Annotated in this window: 20 protein-coding genes and 2 pseudogenes; 12 read left to right on the forward strand and 10 right to left on the reverse strand. The window is 53.4% G+C overall.

The genetic code is table 11. The features are described from left to right. Positions 1-6 precede the first annotated feature (6 nt). Together entE and entC are read right to left on the reverse strand one after the other, a co-directional pair. Positions 7-1,617, reverse strand: coding sequence for a (2,3-dihydroxybenzoyl)adenylate synthase EntE (gene entE / locus FEK47_RS14730; RefSeq protein WP_135486523.1), 1,611 nt, complete (start codon positions 1,615-1,617; stop codon positions 7-9). 9 nt (positions 1,618-1,626) lie between these two features. Further along, positions 1,627-2,802: an isochorismate synthase EntC gene (entC, locus tag FEK47_RS14735; protein WP_135486524.1), complete on the reverse strand. Its 1,176-nt coding sequence runs from the start codon at positions 2,800-2,802 to the stop codon at positions 1,627-1,629. A 188-nt stretch (positions 2,803-2,990) separates the two neighbouring features. Between entC and fepB the strand changes: the two genes are divergently transcribed. Continuing rightward, on the forward strand, positions 2,991-3,947 hold the full coding sequence (gene fepB, locus FEK47_RS14740; protein WP_135486525.1) for a Fe2+-enterobactin ABC transporter substrate-binding protein: 957 nt from the start codon (positions 2,991-2,993) through the stop codon (positions 3,945-3,947). Positions 3,948-3,950: 3 nt separating this feature from the next. Here the strand turns inward: fepB and entS are convergent, their stop codons facing one another. Beyond that, positions 3,951-5,201, reverse strand: a complete 1,251-nt coding sequence (gene entS / locus FEK47_RS14745) for an enterobactin transporter EntS (protein WP_001041789.1) — start codon at positions 5,199-5,201, stop codon at positions 3,951-3,953. A 110-nt stretch (positions 5,202-5,311) separates the two neighbouring features. Here entS and fepD point away from each other — a divergent pair, with 110 nt between their 5' ends. From fepD to fepC, 3 genes are read left to right on the forward strand one after another with little or no spacing between them, the layout of a single operon-like run. After that, on the forward strand, positions 5,312-6,316 hold the full coding sequence (fepD, locus tag FEK47_RS14750) for a Fe(3+)-siderophore ABC transporter permease (RefSeq protein ID WP_135486526.1): 1,005 nt from the start codon (positions 5,312-5,314) through the stop codon (positions 6,314-6,316). Then, positions 6,313-7,305: an iron-enterobactin ABC transporter permease gene (fepG, locus tag FEK47_RS14755; RefSeq protein ID WP_135486527.1), complete on the forward strand. Its 993-nt coding sequence runs from the start codon at positions 6,313-6,315 to the stop codon at positions 7,303-7,305. The genes fepD and fepG overlap by 4 nt, the downstream gene beginning before the upstream one ends. After that, on the forward strand, positions 7,302-8,117 hold the full coding sequence (gene fepC / locus FEK47_RS14760; RefSeq protein ID WP_000140646.1) for an iron-enterobactin ABC transporter ATP-binding protein: 816 nt from the start codon (positions 7,302-7,304) through the stop codon (positions 8,115-8,117). The genes fepG and fepC overlap by 4 nt, the downstream gene beginning before the upstream one ends. On the opposite strand, the gene wzz(fepE) is transcribed toward fepC, so the two are convergent. The 4 genes from wzz(fepE) to fes form a co-directional block, all read right to left on the reverse strand. Beyond that, positions 8,114-9,253: an LPS O-antigen length regulator Wzz(fepE) gene (gene wzz(fepE), locus FEK47_RS14765; RefSeq protein ID WP_135486555.1), complete on the reverse strand. Its 1,140-nt coding sequence runs from the start codon at positions 9,251-9,253 to the stop codon at positions 8,114-8,116. The genes fepC and wzz(fepE) overlap by 4 nt on opposite strands. 216 nt (positions 9,254-9,469) lie before the next feature. Beyond that, a complete protein-coding gene (gene entF / locus FEK47_RS14770) occupies positions 9,470-13,351 on the reverse strand; it encodes an enterobactin non-ribosomal peptide synthetase EntF (protein WP_135486528.1) in 3,882 nt (1,293 codons plus the stop codon). Continuing rightward, positions 13,348-13,566: an enterobactin biosynthesis protein YbdZ gene (gene ybdZ, locus FEK47_RS14775; RefSeq protein ID WP_000885782.1), complete on the reverse strand. Its 219-nt coding sequence runs from the start codon at positions 13,564-13,566 to the stop codon at positions 13,348-13,350. Before ybdZ ends, entF begins: the two co-directional genes overlap by 4 nt. A gap of 2 nt (positions 13,567-13,568) precedes the next feature. Further along, complete coding sequence (gene fes, locus FEK47_RS14780) at positions 13,569-14,771, reverse strand: enterochelin esterase (protein ID WP_135486529.1); 1,203 nt, start codon at positions 14,769-14,771, stop codon at positions 13,569-13,571. A gap of 242 nt (positions 14,772-15,013) precedes the next feature. On the opposite strand from fes, the gene fepA reads away from it, so the two are divergent. Both fepA and entD read left to right on the forward strand, forming a co-directional pair. After that, positions 15,014-17,254 carry a siderophore enterobactin receptor FepA gene (gene fepA / locus FEK47_RS14785; protein ID WP_135486530.1) on the forward strand — a complete coding sequence of 747 codons (2,241 nt, stop codon included), beginning with the start codon at positions 15,014-15,016 and terminating at the stop codon, positions 17,252-17,254. A gap of 174 nt (positions 17,255-17,428) precedes the next feature. After that, positions 17,429-18,049, forward strand: coding sequence for an enterobactin synthase subunit EntD (gene entD, locus FEK47_RS14790; protein ID WP_138183231.1), 621 nt, complete (start codon positions 17,429-17,431; stop codon positions 18,047-18,049). Positions 18,050-18,171: 122 nt separating this feature from the next. Here the strand turns inward: entD and hokE (FEK47_RS14795) are convergent, their stop codons facing one another. Continuing rightward, on the reverse strand, positions 18,172-18,324 hold the full coding sequence (gene hokE / locus FEK47_RS14795; RefSeq protein ID WP_000956467.1) for a type I toxin-antitoxin system toxin HokE: 153 nt from the start codon (positions 18,322-18,324) through the stop codon (positions 18,172-18,174). Between hokE (FEK47_RS14795) and FEK47_RS25745 the strand changes: the two are divergent. Then, positions 18,293-18,542 (forward strand): annotated as a pseudogene (locus FEK47_RS25745) (hypothetical protein); the annotation flags it as partial. The gene hokE (FEK47_RS14795) and the pseudogene FEK47_RS25745 overlap by 32 nt on opposite strands. A 131-nt stretch (positions 18,543-18,673) precedes the next feature. Here FEK47_RS25745 and hokE (FEK47_RS25115) read toward each other — a convergent pair. Further along, positions 18,674-18,826: a type I toxin-antitoxin system toxin HokE gene (gene hokE / locus FEK47_RS25115; protein WP_000956467.1), complete on the reverse strand. Its 153-nt coding sequence runs from the start codon at positions 18,824-18,826 to the stop codon at positions 18,674-18,676. Here hokE (FEK47_RS25115) and FEK47_RS25750 point away from each other — a divergent pair. After that, positions 18,795-19,040, forward strand: a pseudogene (locus tag FEK47_RS25750) (hypothetical protein); the annotation flags it as partial. The gene hokE (FEK47_RS25115) and the pseudogene FEK47_RS25750 overlap by 32 nt on opposite strands. Before the next feature lie 11 nt (positions 19,041-19,051). Here FEK47_RS25750 and FEK47_RS14815 read toward each other — a convergent pair. Next, positions 19,052-19,756: a GNAT family protein gene (locus tag FEK47_RS14815; RefSeq protein ID WP_135486532.1), complete on the reverse strand. Its 705-nt coding sequence runs from the start codon at positions 19,754-19,756 to the stop codon at positions 19,052-19,054. Between the two features lie 141 nt (positions 19,757-19,897). Here FEK47_RS14815 and FEK47_RS14820 point away from each other — a divergent pair, with 141 nt between their 5' ends. The 4 genes from FEK47_RS14820 to nfsB all read left to right on the forward strand — a co-directional run bounded on the left by FEK47_RS14820 (position 19,898) and on the right by nfsB (position 22,510). Next, entirely contained in the window at positions 19,898-21,016 is a 1,119-nt protein-coding gene (locus FEK47_RS14820; RefSeq protein WP_135486533.1) for a YbdK family carboxylate-amine ligase, read from the forward strand. Positions 21,017-21,081: 65 nt separating this feature from the next. Continuing rightward, positions 21,082-21,330 carry a DUF1158 domain-containing protein gene (locus FEK47_RS14825; RefSeq protein ID WP_000682524.1) on the forward strand — a complete coding sequence of 83 codons (249 nt, stop codon included), beginning with the start codon at positions 21,082-21,084 and terminating at the stop codon, positions 21,328-21,330. A 64-nt stretch (positions 21,331-21,394) separates the two neighbouring features. Continuing rightward, entirely contained in the window at positions 21,395-21,763 is a 369-nt protein-coding gene (locus FEK47_RS14830; RefSeq protein ID WP_135486534.1) for an MmcQ/YjbR family DNA-binding protein, read from the forward strand. Between the two features lie 93 nt (positions 21,764-21,856). After that, entirely contained in the window at positions 21,857-22,510 is a 654-nt protein-coding gene (gene nfsB / locus FEK47_RS14835; protein ID WP_130223095.1) for an oxygen-insensitive NAD(P)H nitroreductase, read from the forward strand. Positions 22,511-22,568: the final 58 nt, after the last annotated feature.

Consider the following 22,568-nt stretch of genomic DNA (forward strand, 5'->3'; position numbering starts at 1 on the left):
TCTCCTTCAGGCTGATGCGCGTGACGCCAGCCACTGACGTAATTGTTTTTTATCGACTTTCCCGACCGCCGTCAGCGGAAGTGAATCCACACACTCCACGCGATCCGGTAATTTAAATTCGGCAATACCCTGCTCACGCAAGAAACGACGCACCTGCACCGCGCGTAGAGGCTCTTTTACCACCAGATAAGCACAGCTTTTTTCGCCCATCAGCTCATCTTCCATGCTCACCAGTGCGGCGTAGATCACCGCCGGATGGCGCAGCAGCAGGTTTTCGATCTCTTCGGCAGCGATCTTCTCGCCGCCACGGTTGATCTGATCTTTCTCGCGCCCCTGCACGGTGATGTAACCCTCCGGATCAATAGAGATCAGATCGCCGGAACAGTAAAAACCGTTGGCATCAAAGGCGCTGGCATTGTGCTGTGGGCTTTTGTAATAGCCGCGGAAGGTGTACGGACCGCGCGTCATCAGGCGTCCAACTTCCCCTTGCGGCAGTGGATTTCCTTCAGCATCGGCAACCCACACTTCATCGTCCGGACACATTGGGTAACCCTGGGTATGGATAATTTTCTCCGCGCTATCATCTAGACGGGTGTAGTTCACCAGCCCTTCCGCCATGCCAAACACCTGCTGCAACTGGCAGCCAATCTCAGCGGGAATACGCGCCGCAAGGGTGGCAGAAAGACGTGCACCGCCGACCTGTAACAGTTTTAGCGAGGCAAGCTGCGCCCGGCTTTCGCCTTCAGCCAGTGCCTGCAACCACAGGCTGACTGCCGGCGGCACCAGCGCGGTGACGTTCACCTGATGTTTTTCAATCAATGGGAAGCAAAGCGTGGCGCTGGGATCGGCCGCCAGAACAACCATTCCTCCGGCAAGAAAGACGCCCAGCGATCCTGGCGAACTCATGGCGTAGTTATGAGCCGCCGGGATCGCGCACAGGTAGCGTGTCTGTTGTGTGAACTGACAAATCTCGACGCTACGACGCACGCTGTAGTAGTAGTCGTTATGAGTGCGCGGGATCAATTTCGGTGTGCCGGTGGTGCCGCCGGAAAGCTGGAAATAGGCCACTTCATCAGCTGGTGACGGCGTGGCAGTAAAATCCTCAGCCGGATGGTTAATCGCATCCTGCAAGTTATGCTCACCGCTGTCGTTGAGTAGCTGCACCACGCGAATGGAGGAATGTTCTGTGACGAAAGTATTGAGGAAATCATCCCCGCTAAACAGCGCATGTTGGCGATCGGCAATCAGCAATGCGGGTTCAATCTGGCTGGCATAGGCGTTCAGTTCACTACGCTGATGGCTGAACAGCGCCAGCACCGGCGCAACGCCCAGTTTCAGCAGCGCGAAAAAGGTAATGTAAAGTTCAGCGACGTTACCCAGTTGTACCAGCGCGGTTTCACCAGGTTTAATGCCCTGACGGCGCAAACTACACGCGAGGTTATCCGCCGCCTGATTCAACTCCCGATAACTCAACTGACGCTCGCCATCGATAACCGCGATGCTATTGCTCGCGGCGTGGCGGGTCAGAATGTCGGTCAGCGGCAAATCCTGCCAGTAGCCTTTTTCCCGATAGCGACGGGCAAACTCTTCCGGCCAGCGGGTAAATGGAATGCTCATCCTCGCTCCTTAATGCAATCCAAAAACGTTCAACATGGTAGAAAGTTTGACGCCTGTTTCGCGCCACTCACCCAACGGTGACGACGCAGGCACAATCCCCGCTCCGGCAAACAGACGCACCTGATTTTCCCGCAGCTTCGCGCAGCGGATGGTCACCACCCATTCGCCGTTACCTTCGCTGTCACACCAACCCACAATGCCGCCAAACAGTTCGCGGTCGAACGGCTCCAGTTCAGCAATAACCTGGGTCGCGGCCTGATGCGGGAAACCGCTCAGCGCGGGGGTCGGATGCAGCAGACAGGCCAGAGTCAGTGCGTTTTCTTGCGAATTCGCTTTACCTTCAAAGGGAGTTGCGAGATGCCACAGCGTCGGCGTGGTGATCAGCTGTGGAGAGGAGGGAACGTGTAACTCACTACTGCGTTCGCGCAGTACCTCTTTCATCGCCTGAGTCACCAGTTCATGTTCATGGCGATCTTTTTCTGACGCCAGCAGACGATTACCTGCTTCGAGATCGAGCACTTCATCCGGCTGACGACGCGCGGAACCGGCTAACGGAATGGAGCTAAAACGCTCGCCGTCTTTACGTAGCAGCAGTTCTGGGCTGGCCCCCAGCAGAACACCACCATCAGCCAACGGAATATGGAAGTTGTAACTAACCGGGTTTTGCGCAATCAACCGTTCCAGCAATACGCCACTATCAATGGCGGCGTCAGTGGTGATATCAATCAACCGTGACAACACCACTTTGTCGACCTGCGGCGTGGCGGTAAGTGCGGCAGCGCGAGCAACCATCTGTTCAAACGTGGTTTGTTCCGGAATTGCCTGGCGTTCCACCACGTTCAGCGACTGGCTGCGGGTGAAACGGCGTGCAGAAGCTTGTTTTTCCTGACGGGAGAACGACTGCCAGGATTCAGGAATATACAGCGACGAAGGCTGACGTGGATCGAAGGGAATCGCCCCGACCAGCACCGGATTTTTGATGCCCTGCGCTTTGGCATCGGCAAACAGCGCGGCGAGTTTTTGCTGGAAGGGACTGTCGGGCGAATCCCCGTTCACAGCCGGTTCATCGAAGCGGGCGAAACATCCTGACGTCGTAAAACTGCGGTACGGCGACATAAAGAAAAAGCGATTGGGCGCAAGTGTTGCCATGGTCTGCTGTACTTCCTCAGCCAGTGACGTATCCATATCATCCTCCACAAAATGATAAAGGCTTTAATAATGATTATCATTTATATTTTCGGTCGCTAACCTAAAAGCAAACGCGCACTATGTCAACTCTTGAGGTAACGCAATCTGCAACTCGGGGTTGCATCTGGTTGTGGTTACAATGAAAATGAGAAGCATTAACTTCATTAATAACAGGAAGCTGATTTGTGAGACTCGCCCCGCTCTACCGCAACGCCCTTCTATTAACAGGACTTTTGCTTTCAGGAATAGCCGCAGTTCAGGCCGCCGACTGGCCGCGTCAGATTACTGACAGCCGTGGCACTCATACACTGGAAAGCCAGCCGCAGCGTATTGTTTCCACCAGCGTCACCCTGACCGGCTCACTGCTGGCGATTGATGCTCCGGTGATCGCCAGCGGCGCGACCACGCCAAATAACCGCGTAGCAGATGACCAGGGCTTTTTACGCCAGTGGAGCAAGGTGGCGAAAGAACGCAAACTGCAACGGCTCTATATCGGCGAACCGAGCGCCGAAGCCGTTGCCGCGCAAATGCCGGATCTGATTTTAATTAGCGCAACTGGCGGGGATTCGGCGCTGGCGCTGTATGATCAGCTTTCTACCATCGCCCCGACATTAATCATCAATTACGACGACAAAAGCTGGCAGTCGCTGTTAACGCAGCTTGGCGAAATTACCGGGCATGAGAAACAAGCGGCAGAGCGAATTGCACAGTTTGATAAGCAACTGGCAGCGGCGAAAGAGCAAATCAAATTACCGCCGCAGCCGGTCACTGCCATTGTCTATACCGCCGCTGCACACAGTGCCAATCTCTGGACGCAGGAATCAGCACAAGGACAGATGCTGGAACAACTCGGCTTTACGCTGGCGAAGTTACCCGCAGGGTTAAACGCCAGCCAAAGCCAGGGCAAACGCCATGACATCATTCAGCTTGGTGGGGAAAATCTGGCTGCGGGGTTAAATGGCGAGTCACTATTCCTGTTCGCCGGTGATCAGAAAGATGCCGATGCTATTTATGCTAATCCGCTGCTCGCGCACCTGCCTGCAGTACAAAACAAGCAGGTTTATGCGCTGGGAACCGAGACGTTCCGACTGGATTACTACAGCGCCATGCAAGTGCTGGAACGGCTTAAGGCGCTGTTTTAAGCATTAACTGTCGGACGCTGTCACCTGCGGCGGCGTCTGGCGAAAACGTCGCAACTCCACCAGCACCAGCAATAACAACACGCCGATAATCAACAAACCAAAACCGCTCGCGCTTGCGGAAGCAACCGGTGTCATCATCGCTCCCAAACCGCCCAGCAGCGCCGCGCCTATGGCATCGCCCGTCACGTTTTGCGCCGTCCACAAACCGTTAATCCGCCCTAACATCGCTTCCGGGGTTTGCGTTTGCAGCATTGTATATTGCAGCAACGAACTAACCGCGCTCAGCCAGCCGAACAGCGCCAGACAAACCACGCCTAAAATCCACATCGGCATCAGGCCAAACAGACCAATGGCGAGGAACGATCCCAGCGTGGAGAGCAGCATCAATAACCCTGGTCGCGCGCTATGTGCCAGCTTCCCGCTGGTTAACGCGCCAATAGCCGCACCGAGCGGGATCGCCGCATAGAGAAAACCAATCTGTGCCGCCGACATCTGCCAGTTGTCAGCCAGCGCCGGATACAGTACCCGCACCGCGCTCGCCATCGTCAATAAACCACCCAGTAGCGCAATCCCTCCCACCAGCGGGCTGGCGAGCAGAAAACGAAATCCTGCCAGTAATGATTTCAACGGATGCTCACGCGGCTGCGGCGGCGGTGGCAGTGCCGGAAGGCTTAATAACGGCAGCAGGGTAATAAACGTACCCGCTGCCGCCAGCCCGTAGTTCCAGGCGACGCCGCCGGTCGCCAGCAGTAAACCGCCAATCATGGGCGAAATCACCGACCCCAGACGCACGGTCAACATGGTGATCGCCCCGGCCTGCATTAAGTTTTCACGCCCTACCAGTGCTGGTGTCGCCGCCAGTAGCGCCGTAACGCCAAGCGATGCGAAAAAACCATCCCATAAACCAAGTAAATAGATTGCCAGCAATGACGGCTCCGGCAGCAGCGCGTTCAGGCACAGTCCAATAAAGCCTATGCCACAGGTGCCGCGCGCCAGCAAAATCACTTTTTTGCGCTCATAGCGATCCGCCAGCACACCGCCGACCATCAGGCCAACAAACATCGCGCCGCCGGTCAGCGTCACCGAAAGCCCCACCTGCCAGGTAGAATGCGTCATCATCTGGATCTGCACCGGCACCGCGACGCCGAGCAAACCCAGAGACACAATTGAGATAAAACGAGCGAGGAATACTGCGCGAAACGCCGGGTGCGTTTTCAACAGGCTGAGGTTAAGCAGCCAGGATTGTTTATTCATTACAATGCCTTGCCATCAAATATTTTAAATACCTATTCTTAGGCTGCACATGCTAACATATCCAAATAAGATCGATAACGATAATTAATTTCATTATCATGGAAGTTCGTATGTCTGGTTCTGTTGCCGTGACACGCGCCATTGCCGTGCCCGGATTGCTGTTATTACTGATTATCGCGACGGCATTAAGCCTGCTCATTGGGGCAAAATCACTCCCCGCTTCCGTAGTGCTGGAGGCCTTCTCCGGCACCTGCCAGAGCGCCGACTGCACCATCGTGCTCGACGCGCGACTGCCGCGCACCCTTGCCGGTTTACTGGCAGGCGGCGCGCTTGGCCTTGCCGGGGCGTTGATGCAAACCCTCACCCGAAATCCACTTGCCGACCCCGGCTTGCTTGGCGTGAATGCCGGAGCCAGCTTTGCCATTGTGCTGGGTGCGGCGCTGTTTGGTTACTCATCCGCGCAGGAACAACTGGCGATGGCCTTCGCCGGGGCGCTGGTGGCCTCATTGATTGTTGCCTTTACCGGCAGTCAGGGCGGCGGGCAGTTAAGTCCGGTGCGTTTAACCCTGGCGGGCGTGGCGCTGGCGGCGGTGCTGGAAGGGCTGACCAGCGGCATCGCCCTGCTTAATCCTGACGTCTACGATCAACTGCGTTTCTGGCAAGCCGGTTCGCTGGATATTCGCAATCTACATACCTTAAAAGTGGTGCTGATCCCGGTGCTGATCGCCGGAGCAACTGCGCTATTACTGAGTCGCGCGCTGAACAGTTTGAGCCTTGGCAGCGACACCGCGACGGCGCTGGGCAGTCGCGTGGCGCGCACACAGTTGATTGGTCTGCTGGCGATTACCGTGCTTTGTGGTAGTGCGACGGCGGTAGTTGGCCCGATTGCCTTTATTGGCCTGATGATGCCACATATGGCGCGCTGGCTGGTAGGTGCCGATCATCGCTGGTCGCTGCCCGTCACTCTGCTTGCTACCCCTGCCCTGCTGCTGTTTGCCGATATCATCGGGCGGGTGGTTGTGCCCGGCGAACTGCGCGTTTCTGTGGTCAGTGCGTTTATTGGTGCACCGGTGCTGATCTTCCTCGTGCGACGTAAAACGCGAGGTGGTGCATGATTTACGTCTCTCGCCGATTAATCATCACCTGTTTGCTGCTGGTTTCCGCCTGTGTGGTTGCAGGTATCTGGGGATTACGCAGCGGTGCCGTCACGCTGGAAACCTCGCAGGTATTCGCCGCGTTGATGGGCGATGCGCCGCGCAGTATGACGATGGTTGTCACCGAATGGCGTTTGCCACGCGTGCTGATGGCGCTGTTGATTGGCGCGGCACTGGGCGTCAGCGGCGCGATTTTTCAGTCGCTGATGCGTAACCCGCTCGGCAGCCCTGACGTAATGGGCTTTAACACCGGGGCGTGGAGTGGAGTGCTGGTGGCGATGGTGCTGTTTGGTCAGGACCTGACGGCTATCGCGCTGGCAGCAATGATGGGCGGCATTGTCACTTCGCTGTTGGTCTGGCTGCTCGCCTGGCGTAACGGTATCGATACCTTTCGGTTGATTATCATCGGTATCGGTGTTCGCGCCATGCTGGTGGCCTTTAATACCTGGCTGTTGCTGAAAGCGTCTTTAGAAACGGCGCTAACAGCGGGTTTGTGGAATGCCGGATCGCTCAACGGCCTGACGTGGGCAAAAACCTCGCCTTCCGCGCCCATCATTATATTGATGCTCATTGCCGCCGCCTTGCTGGTGCGGCGAATGCGCTTGCTGGAAATGGGCGATGACACCGCGTGTGCGCTGGGCGTCAGCGTCGAACGTTCGCGTCTGTTAATGATGCTGGTTGCAGTGGTGCTTACCGCTGCGGCAACAGCGCTTGCCGGGCCGATTTCCTTTATTGCTTTAGTCGCGCCGCACATTGCCCGACGCATTAGCGGCACCGCTCGCTGGGGGCTGACCCAGGCGGCGCTGTGCGGGGCGCTGTTACTGCTGGCGGCCGATCTCTGCGCCCAACAACTGTTTATGCCGTATCAGCTTCCGGTTGGCGTCGTTACCGTCAGCCTCGGCGGTATTTACCTTATCGTCTTGTTAATTCAGGAGTCTCGCAAAAAATGACCGAATCAGTAGCCCGTTTGCGCGGCGAACAGTTAACCCTGGGATATGGCAAATATACCGTTGCGGAAAATCTGACTGTAGAAATACCTGATGGTCACTTCACGGCAATTATCGGGCCAAATGGCTGCGGCAAATCAACATTGCTGCGCACGTTAAGCCGCCTGATGACGCCTGCTCACGGGCATGTCTGGCTGGATGGCGAGCACATTCAACATTACGCCAGTAAAGAAGTTGCCAGGCGGATTGGTCTGTTAGCGCAAAATGCTACCACGCCGGGAGATATCACCGTGCAGGAGCTGGTAGCGCGTGGGCGTTACCCGCATCAACCGCTGTTTACCCGCTGGCGCAAAGAAGATGAAGAAGCGGTAACGAAAGCGATGCAAGCCACGGGAATCACCCATCTGGCGGATCAAAGCGTGGATACCCTTTCTGGCGGACAACGCCAGCGAGCGTGGATCGCGATGGTGCTGGCCCAGGAAACGGCGATTATGCTGCTCGATGAACCCACGACCTGGCTGGATATCAGTCATCAGATTGATTTGCTGGAGTTGTTAAGCGAGCTGAACCGCGAAAAAGGCTATACCCTGGCGGCGGTGCTGCACGATCTTAATCAGGCCTGTCGTTACGCCAGCCATTTGATTGCATTGCGGGAAGGGAAAATTGTTGCGCAGGGAGCGCCGAAGGAGATTGTCACTGCTGAACTGATTGAGCGCATTTATGGTCTGCGCTGCATGATTATTGACGATCCGGTAGCCGGAACGCCGCTCGTGGTGCCGCTCGGACGAACGGCACCTTCAACCGCGAAGATTTAAACTAACCGACCATCCATCTCTATCATGGCATCCCGTTTTCTGGATGCCATCGCATAATGTAAAAGCACGCTACCGCAGGCAACTATGCCACCCATTAAGGCAGAAAGAATCACGATAATCGCCTTACCCGGGCCATCCTTTTTAACCGGTAATGACGGGCTTAATTGATATTTAAACGGAGTAAATTTAATGTCATCGATATTTGTTTTTGTTAATTTTTCAACAAGATATTGACGATTGCGTAACTCACCATTCAATTCCGCAACATCCGTGACTGACTTTTCAATCTCCAGCTTACGCGCTATACCATCAGCACCGAGCGAAATAGAAAAATCAGGGTCATCTTTAACGGCCTGGCCATTGCTGTATACGGGCTTTTTAATTCCGGCAGCATTCGCAATATCCAGCGAATAATTGAGGCGCTGAATATCAGCATCAAGTTGGTTTTTGGTTTTAATGCGATCCTGGGCCAGTTTTTCTTTTTCAAACTGGGTTTTGATTTCCAGTTTATTACGTAGGTTTTCTATCGACTCTTTCACCACCAGAGCTGAGATGTAATCGATATAACCTGCCAATACTGTCTGCGCCTCTTCACGGGTTGGCGCGGTGAAACTTAACGTCCAGGAGGTATATAACGCGGACGGCTCATTTTTCTTACTGGCGTTGTCATCAACCGCTTTCATCTTCTCGCTCAATGTGACAATAGCCCGATGCAACTCCTGTTCATCAATTTTCGCCTCTTTCAATTGGTTCATAACATACGGCGATGAACGAAGATAATCTTCCAACAAACTAATGGACTGAAACTTCTTGATAAACAGGTTAAATGCTTCTGTACGATCAATTTTAATATCCAGATCCAGTACTCGAAGGTTAGTAAATGTTTTCTCCAGATCTTGCCATTGCACAGGTTCTGCCGGCGTTACAACCGCCGCACTGGTCCATTTTTGCGGTAGGATAAATGACACCAGCAACCCGATACAGGCAAAGGCAAAAACGACAGCCATGATCTGTTTTTTTGCGTGCCATAAAACTTCGATAAGATTAAGTAAATCAATTTCATTATTACTGGCTGGCGCCAGATGATAATCGGGAAAATGCGAGTCGCTTTCCTGCTTAATATTCAGTGTTGACATACGGTATAACCTGAAAATGAGTCCAATGAGGGTAAATTTCCACGGCGCACACTTTACCAGTTGGTGAGAATTATCCGAAGCTGAACTTTGTAAATTCCACGCAGCAAACGCAATGTTTGGCGCATTTTCAGACAAACCACTCAGCAAATATTAATACAACAAATAACAAAATCCATAATTATTTATCGTAATTATGGATTTGCATTTAAGATAAAGTTATTTATTTAGCGCGGCACGAATAATTGGTCCAATTTTTTCAAATGCTATTGGAGAAATAATATCCACATGCGCGCAATCCTGGCGATAAATATCCAGCTCTGCTATCCACGGCGACCAGGCGCGTTCGGGACTCATACCTTCCTGAAGCGTACGCTCAGCAACAAACAGCGTCGCTTTGCTATCAAACGGTACGCTATGAGCCGTGCTTAACAGACGCACTGCATCAGCGTAATTACCTTCAATGATGGTAAACAGCTCCGTCGACGCAGTCCCCTGCTGAGCAGCCAGGAAGGCTTCGCGCTCGCGGTTAATCTCCACCAGCACTTCCGGGTCCAGACCATTAGCTTCTTTTTCCTGCCAGTTTTGCGTTTCTGGCGGCCAGGTATCCAGCAAGCCAAGAAATGCCACCTGTTCGCCACGGGCACGCAGCCGCGCCGCAATGCCCTGCGCCAGCGTACCGCCCAGCGAATACCCCAGCAGGTAATAAGGGCCGTGCGGTTGTTGTTTAAGTAACGTTGCCAGATGCGCTTCGCAGACTTCATCCAGGTTTGCCGCCGTCTGCATGGGTCCATGAGGGCGCGGCGACTGAATGCCGATAATCGACCATTGTGGATCGAGATAACGCGAGAGCACGCTAAACTGCCAGGCAAAACCGGATGCCGGATGGAAACAAAACAGCGTCGGGCCATTACCTTCACGCAACGGCAGAATGGTTTCGAATCCCATGCGCCGGGAGCTGTCTTCTTCACCATCAATAATCGTTGCCAGTTTAGCGACGGTTGACGCGACCATCACCTGCCCCGGCGTCACCTGGCGGGCAAACTGCCGACTTAACTGCGCTGCCAGTTTCATTGCCAGTAGCGAATGACCGCCAAGCGCGAAGAAATCAGCATCGGCATCCTGCACGTCACAACCCAGCAACGACGAGAATGCCGCGGCGATAATCGTTTCATTGCCCGCTTTCGGCGCACGTCCCGGCGTTTGTGCCTTCAGTTCAGGCAACGGTAAGGCTTTGCGATCCAGTTTGCCATTGGCGCTAAGAGGTAACTGTGGAAGTTGCAGCAGAACCACTGGCACCATATGCGGCGGCAATGTTTCGCGAAGCTGCGCCTGTAATGTGCTGGTATCCAACGGCAGGCCCGATTGCGACACCAGATAGCCCACCAGTTGACGCGCATCACCACCAGTGGCTGCCGCCTGGTTAATCACACAGGCATGAGTAACGGCCTGTTCGACATCCGGCAACGTCTGCATCACGCGATCGATTTCGCCCAGTTCGATACGCTGCCCGCGAATTTTTAGCTGATCGTCACTGCGCCCGAGGTACTCCACCGCGCCGTTATCCAGCCAGCGGGCAACGTCTCCAGTACGGTACATCCGTTCACCTGGGGCAAAAGGATCGGCAATAAAGCGGCTGGCGGTCAGATCGGGTCGTCCAAGATACCCCTGCGCCAGTTGAATACCGGTGAGATAGAGATCTCCCGCCACCCCCGGCGGCACCGGATGCATCATCGCATCAAGAATGCGCAGGCCCGTGTTCCACACCGGATAACCAATCGGCACGCTGCTGCCGCGCACCTGTGCCAGTTCCTCGCCAAAAGCCGGATACCAGCTGACATCTACCGCCGCTTCCGTCGGGCCATACAGATTATGTAACGGCGCACCGGTTAACTGTTGCCATTCGCGGCATAAATCAGCCGGTAAGGCTTCACCACTACAGAAAACCTGTTTCAACGTCGCGCAATTCTGGCGAGCGGTTTGCGGCGTCAGCGATGCAACAAATGCCGCCAGCATCGACGGCACAAAGTGCGTGGTCGTTACGCCATATTCGGCAAAGAATTGCTGCATAGCGAGCGGGTCGCGGTGCGCTTCCGGTTCAGCCATCACCAGTTTAGCCCCGGCAATAAACGGCCAGAAAAACTCCCACACCGAGACATCAAAACTGCACGGCGTTTTTTGGGCAACGACATCTTCGCCTGTAAGCGGATAATGATTTTGCATCCAAAGCAGGCGGTTAACGATAGCCGTCTGCCCGACCATTACCCCTTTTGGCCTGCCAGTGGAGCCAGAGGTAAAGATGATATAAGCCGTGTGATGCGGTTGTGAAAGTTGCAGCGGCGCACTGCCCTGTGCGGTAAGCGGGGCGTTATAGCAAAGGCTGGTTAAATCAGGAACATCGGCAAAGCGCGGCAGTTGATCGTCGGTGGTGATTAACAGTGACGGACGCGCATCTTCCAGCATCATTTTCAGGCGATCGTCCGGATAGCCGGTATCCAGCGGTAGCCAGGCCGCGCCAGCTTCAACTATCGCATGTAGCGCCAGGGTCAAAAAGACCGAGCGCGGTAGTGCCACCGCCACGCTGTCGCCCGGTTTAACGCCGCGCTCACGCAGCAGATTCGCCAGCGCCACCACCTGCTCGCGCATTTCCCGATAGCTGAACTGGTAATACGCATCTGCCAGCGCCGGAGCATCCGGTGTTTTTGCCGCTTGTTCTGCCACCAGCGCGCTCAGCGTGGTTTCTGGAATCTCAACCTGAGTGGCGTTGATCTGCGCCAGCTGCGCATACTCACCTGGCAGCGTAATATCGACATCGCCGCACAACAGCGCCGGATCCGCGGCGAACTGGGCAATCAACATTTTCAGGCGTTCAGCATGCTGGATTAACGTTGGCTCATCGTAACGCTGTTTATTGGCGAGGATCTCAATACTCAAATCACCGTGTTCATCCGGGAACAGGGCCAGTTCAAGGTCATTAACCGGACCGGTTGCCAGGGTATGGGTTTGCGCCTGAACACCAGGAATATCCAGTTGGTAATCAAATACCTTGATATTGAGTACCGGACCGAACAGCGGTTCCTCTCCTGCCGCTCGCCCGCTGTCACGGACAATTTGTTCGGCATCGTAACGTTGATGACGACGCATTTTTTTCAGTTGTGCTGCCAGTCGGGTTGCCAGTTCCGGCAGCGTTTCTTGCGCCGCAATGTGAATACCCAACGGCAAAACGTTGAGCACGGGTCCGGTAGCCGTCAGCGCCGCCGAGCCCAGTCGACGCATAAAGATAAATCCGGCAGCGTAGTCCATGCGGTTGCACAATCGCCCCAGCCACAAGGCTGCCAGCGCAAGGGCTAAATCGGTACGCTGCACACCTGAAAGTTGCATAGCCAACTGGCGGAATTCCCCGTCGGTAAATTCCATTTTCAGACGCAAAATATCTGCCGAAGCGCTGCGCCCCGGTAAAGGTGCCGGAGAAAGTGACGCGGGCGGCGGCAGTTGACGACGCTGTTCCGCCCAGAATGCCGCATCACGCTGCCTGGCTTCGCTTTCGCGGTATTGCTGGTACTCTTCCACTACATCAGCGAAAGGCGTAAACGGCGAAGCAGGCGTTGGTTCGCCACGCAGCCATGTGCAGTAAATATTGGCGATCTGGCGGGTAATGGCCGGGAAACTGAAGCCATCGACCAGCAAATGGTGATAACGCTGATACCAGTACCAGCGGTTATCCGCCACCTGTATCAGCTGATGAAAGACCAGTGGTTTACCACTATCGACGCGCAGATCTTGTTGCAAATCCGCCTGCATTAATGCCCGCGCAGTACCGTGCGGATCAATGTTGGTTCGCAGGTCGATAATTTCTGGCAGTTCGAACGTCAGCGCATCATCGACCCATTGCCAGACTTCGCCGTTATCTTCCGTAAAACGCATCCGCAACGTATCTGCTTGCGCTAATCCGGCAACCACCGCGCGGGCCAGTAATGGCGCATCAACCTCTCCGGTTAACTCAACGTAATGCGCCACGCTCCAGGCGGAGGGTAAATCCGACAGTTTTTCTGCCATCCAGATGCCGGGCTGTGCGGCGACCAAAGGTAAATGCTGGCTCATTGCGCCTCCTGCAACTGGGTGAAATTCGCCGGTGTCAGAGTACGCCAGTGGGCTTCAAGCCACTGCTGGCAGGACTCTTGTGACTGCGGCTGACACACAATGTCCCAGCCTGCCGGTAAGGCGCATTGTTGCGGCCACAGACTGAATTGCCCCTGCGCATTGCGCAAAATGTAAAACGCTCCCTGTGGATCATCGAAGGGATTACTGAATGCCATATTCAACTCCTGTCATGGAAAAGTGGTTGCCAGAGGTCGATTAGCCCCTGCATCAAGCCACCGCGCCAACAAAGCGCATCATGTCCGCCGTCAACCTGACGCCAGAAAATGGATTCTTTTATGGGGTGTAATTGCGCATACAGCGCCTGATTGGCCCGCATGATCATCGGCTCGCGAATACCCGCTTCCAGCACAATACGCAGACCTTCGGCGCTAACTTCACCAGCTTTAAGTTGCTCAAGTAAAACACCTTCTTGCTGCCCGCCCCGATGCGGCCACCAGTACGATCCTGACTGGCTTAATACACAGCCAAAGCGTTCAGGCCAGTGCAGTCCGGCATACAGCGCGGAAAGCCCACCAAAACTCTGCCCGGCGACCACGGTGCGATCGGCGCGATCGCTAAAAGGGGCAATAGCTTTCACCAGGGGTAATAACTCTTGCTGTACTGCCAGCCAGAAATCGGCATTACACGGCAGTTCGTGGGCGCGGTGCGTGGTGTCGATAGCGTCGATCAACACATACACGGCGGGAGGAAGTTGCTGACGATGGGTCAGCGAAGTCAGCACAGGCCAGACGGGCATACTCTGCGCCCAAAATTCGCCATCGAGCAAAACTGCCAGCGGGCGTTCTTCTGCTGTTACATCGCCGGTGGTAAAAATCCATACACGACGTGAATTTTTCAACCGTTCACTTTTCCAGATAATTTCTTTGGCTGGTATTTCTGGCGCTTGCGGACAATCCCATCCCGGTTGCAGAGGCGCTTGCGGCATTTCGAGTGCAGAAACAGCGTGCCCTCGCCCGCCTTTCCAGCTTTGTGGATTCAGCGGATCGGCTATCGCCTGGGGGAGTAATTTTTGCCATCCCTCGCGTAACTCGAGGCGATCGGGGGATGGTGCAGAAAAAATGTCATCGCGTTCGGTGGGAATAAAACAGTAGCTGCCGCGCCAGTTGGCATTGAGTTGTGTCGTCCACTGCCAGACATCAGTACCTGCAATTCGCTGCATCGACTGGGGCTTGCTGTTCTGATGGTGATCGGTGACGCCAGTAATGTAGACCCATACGCGCTTTATCGTCGAGTAGTCTTCAGAACCTTGTGGATCACGCCACCAGAAAGTGACCTGATACATTTCGTCATTAAGACGCTGCCATTCCGGGCCATGTTTCGACTGCCACCAGCTATCACTTCCCACCTTTAACGCCGCCACATCATAACCTTATGTTTATTGTGATTTTTTTCATTGATTGCAGAAATATATTGATAATATTATTGATAACTATTTGCATTTGCAATAGCGTAATGGCGCGCCGTGGGAAGCGCGGACATTTATTAACCAACTGCACTGCGTGTCTTTCAGGATCAAAGGTTTTCGCGGTAGCGGGATGCGTCGTGTTGATGACGACCATGCCCGACAGTTGCAATTCGTGGCAAAAATGCAGGAATAAAACAATGAACAAGAAGATTCATTCCCTGGCCTTGTTGGTCAATCTGGGGATTTATGGGGTAGCACAGGCACAAGAGCCAACCGATACTCCTGTTTCACATGACGATACCATTGTCGTTACCGCCGCAGAGCAGAACTTGCAGGCGCCTGGCGTTTCGACCATCACCGCAGATGAAATCCGCAAAAACCCCGTTGCCCGCGATGTGTCGGAGATCATCCGTACCATGCCAGGCGTTAACCTGACCGGTAACTCCACCAGTGGTCAACGTGGTAATAACCGCCAGATTGATATTCGTGGTATGGGTCCGGAAAACACGCTGATTTTGATTGACGGCAAACCGGTCAGCAGCCGTAACTCTGTACGTCAGGGCTGGCGTGGCGAGCGCGATACCCGTGGTGATACCTCCTGGGTGCCGCCGGAGATGATTGAACGTATTGAAGTTCTGCGTGGTCCGGCAGCTGCGCGTTATGGCAACGGCGCGGCGGGCGGCGTAGTTAACATCATTACCAAAAAAGGCAGCGGTGAGTGGCACGGCTCCTGGGACGCTTATTTCAATGCGCCAGAACATAAAGAGGAAGGTGCCACCAAACGCACCAACTTCAGCCTGACCGGTCCGCTGGGCGATGAATTCAGCTTCCGCTTGTATGGCAACCTCGACAAAACCCAGGCTGACGCGTGGGATATCAACCAGGGCCATCAGTCCGCGCGTGCCGGTACATATGCGGATACGCTGCCCGCCGGGCGCGAAGGGGTGATCAACAAGGATATTAATGGCGTAGTTCGCTGGGACTTCGCGCCTCTGCAATCACTCGAACTGGAAGCAGGCTACAGCCGCCAGGGCAACCTGTATGCGGGCGACACACAGAACACCAACTCCGATTCCTATACCCGCTCGAAATATGGTGATGAAACCAACCGCTTGTATCGCCAGAACTACTCGCTGACCTGGAACGGCGGCTGGGATAACGGCGTGACCACCAGCAACTGGGTACAGTACGAACACACGCGTAACTCACGTATTCCGGAAGGTCTGGCGGGCGGCACCGAAGGGAAATTTAACGAAAAAGCGACACAGGATTTCGTCGATATCGATCTTGATGACGTGATGCTGCACAGCGAAATTAACCTGCCGATTGATTTCCTTGTTAACCAGACGCTGACGCTGGGTACGGAGTGGAATCAGCAACGGATGAAGGACTTAAGTTCCAACACCCAGGCGCTGACCGGAACGAATACCGGTGGTGCTATTGATGGCGTGAGCGCCACCGACCGTAGCCCATATTCAAAAGCAGAAATTTTCTCGTTGTTTGCCGAAAACAACATGGAGCTGACTGACAGCACCATCGTAACGCCGGGGCTGCGTTTCGATCATCACAGCATTGTTGGCGATAACTGGAGCCCGGCGCTGAACATATCGCAAGGTTTAGGCGATGACTTCACGCTGAAAATGGGCATTGCCCGCGCCTATAAAGCGCCGAGCCTGTACCAGACTAACCCGAACTACATTCTCTACAGTAAAGGTCAGGGCTGTTACGCCAGCGCGGGCGGCTGCTATCTGCAGGGGAACGATGACCTGAAAGCGGAAACCAGTATCAACAAAGAGATTGGTCTGGAGTTCAAACGCGACGGCTGGCTGGCGGGCGTCACCTGGTTCCGTAACGATTATCGCAATAAGATTGAAGCGGGCTATGTGGCTGTAGGGCAAAACGCAGCCGGCACCGATCTCTATCAGTGGGATAACGTGCCGAAAGCGGTGGTTGAAGGTCTGGAAGGATCGTTAAACGTACCGGTTAGCGAAACGGTGATGTGGACCAATAACATCACTTATATGCTGAAGAGTGAAAACAAAACCACGGGCGACCGTTTGTCGATCATCCCGGAATATACGTTGAACTCAACGCTGAGCTGGCAGGCACGGGAAGATTTGTCGATGCAAACGACCTTCACCTGGTACGGCAAGCAGCAGCCGAAGAAGTACAACTATAAAGGTCAGCCAGCGGTTGGACCGGAAACCAAAGAAATCAGTCCTTACAGCATTGTTGGCCTGAGCGCGACCTGGGATGTGACGAAGAATGTCAGTCTGACCGGCGGCGTGGACAACCTGTTCGACAAGCGTTTGTGGCGTGCGGGTAATGCCCAGACCACAGGCGATCTGGCAGGAGCCAACTATATTGCCGGTGCCGGGGCGTATACCTATAACGAGCCGGGACGTACGTGGTACATGAGCGTTAATACTCACTTCTGATGCTAACGTCAGATTGTTGACAAAGTGCGCGTCGTTCATGCCGGATGCGGTGTGAACGACTTATCCGGCCTACAAAAATCTTGCCAATTCAATATATTGCAGGATCACGTAGGCCTGATAAGCGTAGCGCATCAGGCAGTTTTGCGTTTGTCATCAGTCTCAAATATGGTCGACATGAAAACTACGCATACCGCCCTCCCCTTTGCCGGACATACGCTGCATTTTGTTGAGTTTGATCCGGCGAGTTTTCGCGAGCAGGATTTACTCTGGCTGCCGCACTACGCGCAACTGCAACACGCTGGACGGAAACGCAAAGCCGAACATTTGGCCGGGCGGATCGCTGCTGTTTATGCGTTGCGGGAATATGACTATAAATGTGTGCCCGCAATCGGCGAGCTACGCCAACCTGTGTGGCCTGCGGGGTTATATGGCAGTATCAGCCACTGCGGGACTACGGCATTAGCCGTGGTATCTCGTCAACCGATTGGCATTGATATCGAAGAAATTTTTTCTGCGCAAACAGCGGCAGAATTGACAGACAACATTATTACCCACACTGAACACGAGATTATTACAGGTTGCGATTTACCTTTCCCTATGGCGCTTACACTGGCATTTTCAGCAAAAGAAAGTGCATTTAAGGCAAGCAAGTTACAGACAGAACAAGGTTTTCTGAATTATCAAATAATTAACTGGAATAAACAGCGGATCATCATTCGTCGAGATGGTGAGAAGTTTGCTGTGCACTGGCAGATAAAAGAAAAGATAGTCATAACGCTGTGCCAACACGATTAATTGACAATACCCGGAGCGATTCGCCCGCAGCCATCACTGACTGCGGGCGAAAGTGTAAAGCAGGTGCCTTACCATTCCTGACCTGACAACCGGATATGCGGGGATTGCTCCCCGCACAGCGGCTACTTCTTCGGTTCGTAAGCGAGAACAGCCCTGAACTCAATATTACGTTCCTTTACGGTGAACTCACACAGTGAGTCTCCGACCAGAAGCGTAAATCCCAGCACTGTTAAGCACAGCACTATGACTGCCACAAGGGCATATTTCGTCAGCATGTTTATATTGCCTCCATGCGAAGAAGGGACTACCATCCAAATTGTCTGGTTTGGAGTGGCAGCCCCAGGGTTGATAGAAATATCTCCTGGGGCTTCATCTTTCCAGACCTCAGAGTAAACCTGAAACCGGAAAGCTTCAGGCACCCGCCGTTATCTTACCCTTCCTTAGTAAAATAGCTGTTTATTTATACAGTAAATCCTGTTTCGGACTTCTGTCGGCAAAACTGATCATTGCCCTTAAAACGAAATCGCCCGCAGCCATCACTGACCGCGGGCGAAAGTGTAAAGCAGGTGCCTTACCACCCTGACCTGACAACCGGATATGCGGGGATTACTCCCCGCACAACGGCTACTTCTTCGGTTCGTAAGCGAGAACAGCCCTGAACTCAATATTACGTTCCTTTACGGTGAACTCACACAGCGAGTCTCCGACCAGAAGCGTAAATCCCAGCACTGTTAAGCACAGCACTATGACTGCCACAAGGGCATATTTCGTCAGCATGTTTATATTGCCTCCATGCGAAGAAGGGACTACCATCCAAATTGTTCAGGTTTGGGTAGGTAGCCCCAGGGTTGATAGAAATATCGTCCTGGGGCTTCATCTTTCCAGACCTCAGAGTAAACCTGAAACCGGAAAGCTTCAGGCACCCGCCGTTATCTTACCCTTCCTTAGCAAAATAACTGTTTATTTATACAGTAAATCCTGTTTCGGACTTTCCGTCATTCATTATCCGATCCGCAACTGGGCCAGGCTTTTTTTCTGCACTCCCAGCTCGTCAAAATTCTCCTCCGCCAGCCAGCTCTGCAGCACCTTGCCACATTGCGGCCATTCGCTATCAATAATCGATAACCAGTCGCTGTCACGGTTACGCCCTTTGCGCACAATTTTCTGCCGAAAACGACCTTCAAAAACAAAACCTAAACGTTCAGCAGCGCGGCGTGATGCCAGATTAAGCGAATCACATTTCCACTCCACGCGCCGATAATTATGAGCAAACGCGCATTGCAAAAGTAACCAGATCGCTTCTGTACCGAGCACGCTATTTTTCATTCGCGGTGACCAGGTAACATGGCCGATTTCAACCGAACCATGTTCGCGTTCGATTGCCATAAAACAGACCAGCCCAACGGCCCGCGCTGAACGATTATCAACCACGGCAAAGGGCACCAGTGAAAGATCATTCACTTTGCCAGCAATCCATGACTCGGTAGCAGCAACACTTGCCGGACGACTGCTGGCAAGCCACGTCCAGTCACGTTCGTCTGGCGCCTGAGCATATGCATCAAACAGATCGCCTGCGTGACGTTGCGCGTCTAGTGGCTCCAGTCGACACCATTGTCCTTCCAGTAAATGACGCGGTAAAACCGCTGCACCTTGCCAGTCCGGCAGCGCATCGCCGACCGTCTGTCCATATTGATTAATTTCCGGCACGACCTTCCCCTTTTGCTAATGTTTTAAACTGTTATATCAGTTCGCAATCACAACAAGAAAGAAACATTCCAGAACTTCCGCATCTCGCCCAGCCGCTCCCACTTCTATACTGAATAGAAAACGCCAACATAAGAGAAACCTATGCCATTACCCGATTTTCATGTTTCTGAACCTTTTACCCTCGGTATTGAACTGGAAATGCAGGTGGTTAATCCGCCGGGCTATGACTTAAGCCAGGACTCTTCAACACTGATTGACGCGGTTAAAAATGAGATCACGGCCGGAGAGGTAAAGCACGATATCACCGAAAGTATGCTGGAGCTGGCGACGGATGTTTGCCGTGATATCAACCAGGCTGCCGGGCAATTTTCAGCGATGCAGAAAGTCGTATTGCAGGCAGCCGCAGACCATCATCTGGAAATTTGCGGCGGTGGCACGCACCCGTTTCAGAAATGGCAGCGTCAGGAGGTATGCGATAACGAACGCTATCAACGAACGCTGGAAAACTTTGGCTATCTCATTCAGCAGGCGACCGTTTTTGGTCAGCATGTCCATGTTGGCTGCGCCAGTGGCGATGACGCCATTTATTTGCTGCACGGCTTGTCACGGTTTGTGCCGCACTTTATCGCCCTTTCCGCCGCGTCGCCGTATATGCAGGGAACGGATACGCGTTTTGCCTCCTCACGACCGAATATTTTTTCCGCCTTTCCCGATAATGGCCCGATGCCGTGGGTCAGTAACTGGCAACAATTTGAAGCCCTGTTTCGCTGCCTGAGTTACACCACGATGATCGACAGCATTAAAGATTTGCACTGGGATATTCGCCCCAGTCCTCATTTTGGCACGGTGGAGGTTCGGGTGATGGATACCCCTTTAACCCTTAGCCATGCGGTAAATATGGCGGGATTAATTCAGGCTACCGCCCACTGGTTACTGACGGAACGCCCGTTCAAACATCAGGAGAAAGATTACCTGCTGTATAAATTCAACCGTTTCCAGGCCTGCCGTTATGGGCTGGAAGGCGTCATTACCGATCCGCACACTGGCGATCGTCGACCGCTAACGGAAGACACCTTGCGATTACTGGAAAAAATCGCCCCTTCTGCACATAAAATTGGCGCATCGAGCGCAATTGAAGCACTGCATCGCCAGGTCGTCAGCGGTCTGAATGAAGCGCAGCTGATGCGCGATTTCGTCGCCGATGGCGGCTCGCTGATTGGGCTGGTGAAAAAGCATTGTGAGATCTGGGCCGGTGACTAAGCCGGGAATTGCCTTACAGAAGAATATCCCTGACAATGGTGTTTTAACTTACATTTAACAATGTCATGAAACACCCTTTAGAAACCTTGACCACCGCAGCAGGCATTTTGCTGATGGCTTTCCTCTCTTGCCTGCTGCTGCCCGCCCCCGCACTGGGGCTGACGCTGGCACAAAAACTGGTGACCACGTTCCATCTGATGGATCTTAGCCAGCTTTACACTTTATTGTTTTGCCTGTGGTTTTTAGTACTGGGCGCTATTGAGTATTTTGTTCTGCGCTTTATCTGGCGACGCTGGTTCTCGCTGGCGGATTAAACGTCGATTATCGCCGAACTTCGCGGCATACTTTGCTTATTCTCCTTCGCCTAAAGGAACGTTTATGGATAAGCAATCACTGCACGAAACGGCGAAACGCCTGGCCCTTGAGTTACCCTTTGTCGAGCTTTGCTGGCCTTTTGGCCCGGAGTTCGATGTGTTTAAAATTGGCGGCAAGATTTTTATGTTGTCGTCAGAACTGCGCGGCGTTCCCTTTATCAATTTGAAGTCCGATCCACAAAAATCCCTGTTAAATCAGCAAATATACCCAAGCATTAAGCCAGGGTATCACATGAATAAAAAGCACTGGATTTCGGTGTATCCCGGCGAAGAAATCTCCGAAGCGTTACTTCGCGATCTGATCAACGATTCATGGAATTTAGTGGTTGATGGCTTAACTAAACGCGATCAAAAAAGGCTGCGCCCTGGCTAAAGCGGAAATCTATAGCGCATTTTTCTCGCTTACCATTTCTCGTTGAACCTTGTAATCTGCTGGCACGCAAAATTACTTACACATGGAGTCTTTATGGATATTATTTCTGTCGCCTTAAAGCGTCATTCCACTAAGGCATTTGATGCCAGCAAAAAACTTACCCCGGAACAGGCCGAGCAGATCAAAACTCTACTGCAATACAGCCCATCCAGCACCAACTCCCAGCCATGGCATTTTATTGTTGCCAGCACGGAAGAAGGTAAAGCGCGTGTTGCCAAATCCGCTGCCGGTAATTACGTGTTCAACGAGCGTAAAATGCTTGATGCCTCGCACGTCGTGGTGTTCTGTGCAAAAACCGCGATGGACGATGCCTGGCTGAAGCTGGTTGTTGACCAGGAAGATGCCGATGGCCGCTTTGCCACGCCGGAAGCGAAAGCCGCGAACGATAAAGGTCGCAAGTTCTTCGCCGATATGCACCGTAAAGATCTACATGATGATGCTGAGTGGATGGCAAAACAGGTTTATCTCAACGTCGGTAATTTCCTGCTGGGCGTGGCGGCGCTGGGTCTGGACGCTGTACCCATCGAAGGTTTTGACGCCGCCATCCTCGATGCAGAATTTGGTTTGAAAGAGAAAGGCTACACCAGTCTGGTGGTTGTTCCGGTAGGTCATCACAGCGTTGAAGATTTTAACGCTACGCTGCCGAAATCTCGTCTGCCGCAAAGTATCACCTTAACCGAAGTGTAATTATCCTGACAGCCGGGACCCCATCCCGGCTCAGATTGCTGACAAAGTGCGCTTTGTT

The sequence above is a fragment of the Escherichia sp. E3659 genome (genome assembly GCF_005781135.1).
Taxonomy (GTDB): Bacteria; Pseudomonadota; Gammaproteobacteria; order Enterobacterales; family Enterobacteriaceae; genus Escherichia.